Origin of the sequence: Nitratireductor sp. GCM10026969 (assembly GCF_042660605.1) — a bacterium.
Classification (GTDB): domain Bacteria; phylum Pseudomonadota; class Alphaproteobacteria; order Rhizobiales; family Rhizobiaceae; genus Chelativorans.
Genome location: NZ_JBHSUM010000197.1, coordinates 1 through 6,737, shown reverse-complemented (window position 1 = coordinate 6,737; position 6,737 = coordinate 1). Strand labels below are relative to the sequence as shown.

General features: G+C 64.6%; 8 protein-coding genes. 6 read left to right on the top strand and 2 right to left on the bottom strand.

All coding sequences use genetic code 11. From position 1 onward, the window contains the following. A partial coding sequence (locus ACFP9U_RS22910) for a formate--tetrahydrofolate ligase (RefSeq protein WP_378625007.1) occupies positions 1-179 on the bottom strand: 179 nt, incomplete at its 3' end. 284 nt (positions 180-463) lie between these two features. On the opposite strand from ACFP9U_RS22910, the gene ACFP9U_RS22905 reads away from it, so the two are divergent. The 3 genes from ACFP9U_RS22905 (at position 464) to choV (ending at position 3,535) form a co-directional block, all read left to right on the top strand. Continuing rightward, the gene (locus ACFP9U_RS22905) at positions 464-1,405 is read left to right on the top strand and encodes a choline ABC transporter substrate-binding protein (RefSeq protein ID WP_378625005.1); all 942 of its coding nucleotides are present in this window, start codon (positions 464-466) and stop codon (positions 1,403-1,405) included. A 73-nt stretch (positions 1,406-1,478) separates the two neighbouring features. Beyond that, on the top strand, positions 1,479-2,333 hold the full coding sequence (choW, locus tag ACFP9U_RS22900) for a choline ABC transporter permease subunit (RefSeq protein WP_378625004.1): 855 nt from the start codon (positions 1,479-1,481) through the stop codon (positions 2,331-2,333). Then, a complete protein-coding gene (gene choV, locus ACFP9U_RS22895) occupies positions 2,330-3,535 on the top strand; it encodes a choline ABC transporter ATP-binding protein (RefSeq protein ID WP_378625002.1) in 1,206 nt (401 codons plus the stop codon). Before choW ends, choV begins: the two co-directional genes overlap by 4 nt. Before the next feature lie 135 nt (positions 3,536-3,670). Here choV and ACFP9U_RS22890 read toward each other — a convergent pair whose 3' ends face one another. Continuing rightward, positions 3,671-4,648 carry a LysR family transcriptional regulator gene (locus ACFP9U_RS22890; protein WP_378625001.1) on the bottom strand — a complete coding sequence of 326 codons (978 nt, stop codon included), beginning with the start codon at positions 4,646-4,648 and terminating at the stop codon, positions 3,671-3,673. A gap of 159 nt (positions 4,649-4,807) precedes the next feature. Here ACFP9U_RS22890 and ACFP9U_RS22885 point away from each other — a divergent pair, with 159 nt between their 5' ends. The 3 genes from ACFP9U_RS22885 to ACFP9U_RS22875 form a co-directional block, all read left to right on the top strand. Beyond that, the gene (locus ACFP9U_RS22885; RefSeq protein WP_322451770.1) at positions 4,808-5,212 is read left to right on the top strand and encodes a hypothetical protein; all 405 of its coding nucleotides are present in this window, start codon (positions 4,808-4,810) and stop codon (positions 5,210-5,212) included. A gap of 60 nt (positions 5,213-5,272) precedes the next feature. After that, positions 5,273-6,025, top strand: coding sequence for a HugZ family protein (locus ACFP9U_RS22880; RefSeq protein WP_378624999.1), 753 nt, complete (start codon positions 5,273-5,275; stop codon positions 6,023-6,025). A 5-nt stretch (positions 6,026-6,030) separates the two neighbouring features. Continuing rightward, on the top strand, positions 6,031-6,737 hold a 707-nt coding region (locus ACFP9U_RS22875), incomplete at its 3' end, for a TrmH family RNA methyltransferase (RefSeq protein WP_378624998.1).

Genomic DNA, 6,737 nt, shown 5'->3' with positions numbered 1-6,737 from the left:
ATGAGCTTGCCGTCGCCGTTCCCCCGGGCTTGCGCGATAAACTCGGCCGACACCTTCGCCTTGTCGTGACCGAATGGAAGGAGATGCTCCGGCGGAATGTTCAGCCTGGCACCGACCTCCTGGATCGGCCTCTTGTCCGCCGCGCGGGCGATTTCGATGTCGGATTTCACTTCGGCCATGAGCGTCTCTCCCCCGATTACCGTTGGCGAACCTTTGCTGCCACACCCGCCCTCGTCAGGCAATAAGCCGCGTGCTTTCGCGCGGCACGGTTCCGTATAAGGCGAAAACTGCACGAATTGCGACAGCGGCCCCTGCCGAAGCCCGCCACCGGACAGGCGCAATCGCCTTCTTTCCGCTTGCGGCGGGCCCGAAATGGTGCTTGCGTTTGAATAAAGCGTCGAAGCCGGTTAAACGGCGGGCACACACAAAAGCATGGTGAACAACTTTCAAGGGGAGAACATCCATGTCACCGACGAAACGCGTGGCCGCCGGCCTCGCCCTCTTCCTGTGCGCCGCGCCCGCCTTTGCCCAGGAGCCGGCCGAATGCCGCACGATCACTTTCTCCGATGTCGGCTGGACCGACATCACCGCCACCACGGCGACCGCTTCCGTGGTGCTGGAAGGCCTCGGCTACGAGCCGGAGACGCAGGTGCTATCCGTGCCGGTCACATACGCTTCGCTGCAGAACAAGGATGTGGACGTCTTCCTCGGCAACTGGATGCCGACCATGGAGGCCGACATTGCGCCCTACCGCGAGGACGGCTCGGTGGAGACGGTCGTCACCAACCTGGAAGGCGCCAAATACACGCTCGCCGTCCCGCAATACACCTATGACGCCGGTCTCAAGAGCTTTCAGGACATCGCCGAGTTCGAGGACGAGCTCGACGGCAAGATCTACGGCATCGAGCCCGGCAACGACGGCAACCGTCTGATCCTCGACATGATCGAGAACGACACCTTCGGCCTCGGCGATTTCGAGCTGGTCGAAAGCTCGGAGGCCGGCATGCTCTCCCAGGTGCGCCGCGCCGTGCAGCGCGAGGAGCATATCGTCTTCCTCGGCTGGGAGCCGCATCCCATGAACGCGAACATCGATATGGCCTATCTGGAGGGCGGCGACGACATCTTCGGCCCGAACTACGGTGGTGCCACGGTGCACACCAATGTCTGGGCCGGCCTCACCGAGGAGTGCCCGAATCTCGGACAGCTTCTGCAGAACATGGTCTTCTCGCTGGAGATGGAGAACGAGATCATGGGTGCCATCCTCGACGAGGGACAGCAGCCGCAGGCCGCCGCCGCGGCCTGGCTGAAGGAGAACCCGGAGACGCTGGAACCATGGCTCGAGGGTGTGACGACCGTCGAGGGCGACGACGGGCTGGAGGCGGTCCGGGCGCATCTGGGGCTTTGACGAGGAGCCGTGGGCGCCGCACCGGCGGCGCCTTTTTCGCCCGACTGTAAGCAGCAGGAAAACCGCTTAGCCCATGGATTTCTTAGCCCAGTGGATTGCAGCCTGGAAAATCCCCATCGGCAGATGGGGTCGCGAATTCTTCGATTTTCTCACCACAAATTTTTCCTGGATCTTCGACAATCTGGCCGACGGTCTGGCGACCGTGCTCGACGGCATGGCCGGTTTCCTGCTCTGGCTGCCGGCGAGCGTCGTCGTCCTGGTGATTGCCGCGGGGGCCTATGCGTTGCAGCGTTCGTGGAAGCTGGCGATCGGTGTGCTCATCGGCCTGGCCTTCATCATCAACCAGGGCCTGTGGGCGGAGACGATCGAGACTCTGGTGCTGGTGGTCGCCGCGACCACCGTTTCCATGGCCATCGGCGTTCCCGTCGGCATCTGGGCGGCCCACAATGAACGCGTCTACCAGTTCCTGCGGCCGGTTCTTGACCTCATGCAGACCTTGCCGACCTTCGTCTATCTGATTCCGGTTCTTATCCTTTTCGGCCTCGGGGCGGCACCCGGGTTGATCGTCACGGTGATCTTCGCCTCGCCCGCGCCGATCCGGCTCACCTATCTCGGCATCACCTCGGTCCCCAAGCCGATGCTGGAGGCGGGCCAGGCCTTCGGTGCGACACGAAACCAGTTGCTGTGGAAGGTGGAACTGCCGGCCGCCCTGCCCTCCATCATGGCGGGACTGACCCAGTGCATCATGCTGTCGCTTTCCATGGTGGTGATCGCCGCGCTGATCGGCGCCAACGGGCTCGGCAAGCCGGTCGTGCGTGCCCTCAACACCGTCAACATTCCGCTCGGCCTCGAGGCGGGGCTCGCCATCGTGATCCTGGCGATCATCCTCGACCGGATGGCGCGCATCGGTCGGGAGATCGACCGATGAACCCGGCCGTCGATTTCCGCGCCGTCGACATCATCTTCGGCACCGACAAGGAACGCGCCGAGGCGCAGCCGCTGGTCGACCGGGGCGCAAGCCGCGAGGAGATCCTGGAAAAGACCGGCGCGGTGCTTGGCTGCGCAGGCTGCGACCTGGCGGTGGAACGCGGCGAGATCTCCGTTCTGATGGGCCTTTCGGGGTCGGGAAAATCTACCCTCCTGCGAGCGGTCAACCGGCTCAACAAGGTGTCGCGCGGCGAGGTGATCGTCCGCGACGGCGACTGGTCGGCCAATGTGGTCACGTGCTCGGACGCGGAATTGAGAAAGATCCGCCGCGAATGCGTGGCCATGGTGTTCCAGCAATTCGCGCTCCTGCCCTGGCGCACGGTGGCCGAGAATGTCGGCTTCGGGCTGGAGCTATCGGGCCTTCCAGCGAAAATGCGCAAGGAGCGCGTGATGGCCCAGCTCGAGCTGGTGCATTTGGAAGACTGGGCCGGCAAATACGCCCATGAGCTTTCCGGCGGCATGCAGCAGCGTGTCGGGCTGGCCCGCGCCTTCGCCACCGAAGCGCCGATCCTGCTCATGGACGAGCCGTTTTCCGCGCTCGATCCGCTGATCCGCACCAAGCTTCAGGACGAGTTGGTCGAGCTCCAGGAGCGGCTGAAGAAGACCATTATCTTCGTCAGCCACGATCTGGAGGAAGCGCTCAAGATCGGCAACCGGATCTCCATCATGGAGGGCGGCCGCATCGTCCAGACAGGCGCTCCCGAAGACATCGTCCTGCGGCCGCAGAACGACTATGTGCGCGACTTCATCGCCAATGTGAATCCGCTTTCCGTGCTGACGGCCTGGAACGTGATGCGCGATGCCCGCGACCTGGAGAACGCCGGCGAACACTGGCTGTGGCTCGACCGCAGGCGCACGACACGCTTCCGATTCGACGAGAACATGCTGGTGATCGACGCCGAGCGCGACGGCAAGCCGGCCATCTGGGTCTCCTGCGACGATATCGAGACGCTGTCGGAGGACAAGCCCAAAGTCTATTGGGCGCGCGCCGGCACGCCGTTGAAGATCGTCATGCAGGCCATGCACCAGTCGCAGACCGCCCCCGTGGCACTGTTCGACGACGCATCCCGCTTCGTCGGCGCAATCGGCGTGCGCGACGTGTTGAAGGCGATCGTGCGCGGCAGTCCGGCCGAGCTGCCCTGATCCGCCACCGTTCGAATGTCCAGCGGCTGCCCTTGGATCAGTTCACCGTTTCATGGAAACGGCGAGCTGATCCAACCAATTGATTCAACGCAATTCCGGACGGAAACCTGGCTTCCACTTTTCCTGGAATTGCTCTTATGCCGTCGCCCGTTCCGGGCCCAGATAGCGCAACGCGCAATCCTCGAAACCGAGCGCCGTCACCGTTTCGGCGATCTGCGCCCGCAGCCATGCGTGTTGCAGGTCATCGTCGGCGCGTGCGTGCCAGTACATCTCGTATTTGAGAAATGGCATGGGAACAGGAATGCGGTAGATCGCCAGGTCCAGCCTTTCGGCCACCGCCTCGGCGAACTGACAGGGCATCAGCGCGACGAGATCGCTGTCGGCGGCGGCCTGCGCCGTCGCCTGTAAATGCGGCAGTGCGAGAGCGGCGCGCTGTCCCAGGCCGACCGACCGCAACGCTTCGACCGCACAGCCGGTCTCGCCGCCATCGAGCGAATGGACCGCAAACGCGCATTCGCGAAAAACGCTTGAGGGCAGCAATTGTCCTTCTGCCGGGACCAGACCCCGCAGGCGGGGATTGTGCCGGCTGGCAACGGCGACGAAACAGGATCGGAAGAGCGGCGCGTGCGAAATCCAGTCCGGAACGTGGGAGAGATATTCGAGAACGACGTCGACGGTGCCCTCTCGAAGAAGCTGAACCCCGTCGCCACGGCTCGCATCGATCAATCTCAGGCGGACACCGGGTGCATGCGGAGCAAGCGCGGCGGCAAATTTGGGCATGAAGAGCATCGAGAAGAAATCCGCCCCGAGCAGCGTGTAGCTCCGTTCCAGCCTCTTTGGTTCGAGCATCGAGTAGCGGGCGAAGGCCGCTTCGAGCGAGGCAAGGGCCTCACTGACCGATTCTGCAAGAGCGGCCGCGCGCGTGGTAGGCACCATCTGCGCGCCGGCACGAACGAAAAGCTCATCGTGGAAGGCATGGCGCAGCCGGCCGAGCGCAGCACTGACGGCGGGCTGGCTGAGCCCGATGCGGGCCCCGGCGCGCGTGACGCTGCGCTCCTTGAGCAAGGCGTCGAAGACACGCAGAAGATTGAGATCGAAGGAATTCAAGTTCACGGAGTGCTCCACCCGCAATGACGGCCGGCACTCCCGGTCCCCCTGCCCGCCGCCCGGCAAAAATCCATGCCGTCAATGGCCTGCATAATGACATTCGATTTCCCGCCAAGCGAGTCAGCCATTAATCTTATGCGATTGGATAAAATAGGGGCAAAACACATGCCGACCGTGGCACAGCATTTCTTCAAGACGGCGATCGTCTTCCTCATCTTCGGCATCGGCATGGGGCTGTACATGTCCATATCGGGCAATCACAACATCATCGGAGCCCATGCGCATACCAACCTGCTCGGGTGGGTGACGATGGCGCTGTTCGGCGTCTATTACGCGCTCAACCCGGCCAAGGCGGCAGGGCGTCTTGCCCGTATCCAGTACGGTGTCTACACGACCGGCGTGGTCGTGCTCACTCCGTCACTGCTCTTCATGCTGCTCGGCAACCCGGCGCTGGAGCCGCTGGTGGCGATCAGTTCTCTCGTCACCTTTGCCGGTGTGCTGCTGTTCGGATTGGTGGTCTTCGCCAGGGAGCAGCCGAGTACCGTGCGCGGCATGCGCTCGCCCGCCTGATCTTAACCGGCCGGGGAAACACCCCTTGCCAAATTCCCGGCCGTCCGGCATGCCGGAGCCATGGCAAAGACCGATCCGATCCTCGAAACCGATGCCGAGGCGATCCGCCTGGCGAAGACGCTCCTCCGCACCGCCCGTTTCGGCGCCCTTGCAACGCTCGATCCGGCAGACGGCGCGCCGCAGGTCACACGGGTGGCGGTGGCCACGGGCATGGATGGCACACCGCTCATCCTGGTTTCCGCGCTTTCGGCGCACACCCGGGCACTCGAAGCCGATCCGCGCTGCTCGCTGCTTGTCGGCGAGCCGGGCAAGGGCGATCCCCTCTCCCATCCGCGCCTGACGCTGAAGGCGCGGGCGGACAAGCTGGCGCGTGACACGGATGAGCACGCACACGCCAGGCGCCGCTATCTGAACCGTCACCCCAAGGCCCGTCTCTACGCTGATTTCGCGGATTTCGCCTTCCACCGGTTAACCCCGGAAGGCGCGGCGCTGAACGGCGGCTTCGCCCGCGCCTACCGGCTCACCCGCGCCGACATCATCACCGCGAGCCCGGCGAACGAGGCACTCGCGGAGATGGAACAGGGCGCGCTCGACCACATGAACGCGGACCACGCGGACGCTGTTAAGAATTACGCCGTGGCGCTGGCCGGCGGGACGCCCGGCAAATGGTCGTTGACGGGCATCGATGCCGACGGCATCGACCTCGCCAGGGGCGATGAGGTGCGCCGGGTCTTCTTCGACGCGCCGCTGGAAGAGGCGGCACAGATGCGCCCCGTTCTGGTCGCCATGGGGAAGAGGGCGCGCGGCGCCTGATCGAGATGCCGCGCGACCTCATCCCGATCGACGACCCCGACGACCCGCGCATCGCCGCCTATCGCGACATCCGCGAGCGCGATCTGGTCGGCCGCCAGGGCCGCTTCGTCGCCGAGGGCAAGGTGGTCTTGAACGTGCTGTTCTCGACGGCCCGCTTTGCCGCCGAATCCGTTCTTCTCCGGCAAAACCGCGTGGCCGGCATGGACGATCTCCTGACGCGCATCCCGGCGGAAGTGCCTGTCTATGTGGCCGCCGGTCCGGTGATGGATGCCATTGCCGGCTTCCCCATGCATCGCGGCGTGCTGGCGATCGGCCGCCGCGCGGTCGAGGAGGACCCCGACACGCTCGTCTCGCGTCTGCCCGAAAAAGCCCTCGTGGTCGCGCTCGCGGGGATCGCCAATCATGACAATATGGGTGCGATCTTCCGCAACGCCGCCGCGTTCGGTGTCGATGCCGTGCTTTTGGACGGGCACTGTTGCGATCCACTCTACCGCAAGGCGATCCGCGTCTCGGTGGGCGCGGCACTAAAGGTACCCTTCGCCCGCACATCAAGCACCGAGACGCTCGCCGCCACGCTTGCAGCGCACGGTTTTGCGATCTTGGCACTAAGCCCCGGAGGGACGCGCGAGATCACCGAGGTTGCGACTGGGCCGCGAACGGCGCTGCTGCTCGGCGCCGAGGGTCCGGGGCTGCCGGCGGCCCTCCTCGAGCG

What these genes read in the sequence shown, in the direction of transcription:
- ACFP9U_RS22885 (WP_322451770.1), top strand. Translation starts at nt 4,808, where the DNA reads ATGCCGACCGTGGCACAGCATTTCTTCAAGACGGCGATCGTCTTCCTC.
- ACFP9U_RS22880 (WP_378624999.1), top strand. Translation starts at nt 5,273, where the DNA reads ATGGCAAAGACCGATCCGATCCTCGAAACCGATGCCGAGGCGATCCGC.
- ACFP9U_RS22905 (WP_378625005.1), top strand. Translation starts at nt 464, where the DNA reads ATGTCACCGACGAAACGCGTGGCCGCCGGCCTCGCCCTCTTCCTGTGC.
- choW (WP_378625004.1), top strand. Translation starts at nt 1,479, where the DNA reads ATGGATTTCTTAGCCCAGTGGATTGCAGCCTGGAAAATCCCCATCGGC.
- choV (WP_378625002.1), top strand. Translation starts at nt 2,330, where the DNA reads ATGAACCCGGCCGTCGATTTCCGCGCCGTCGACATCATCTTCGGCACC.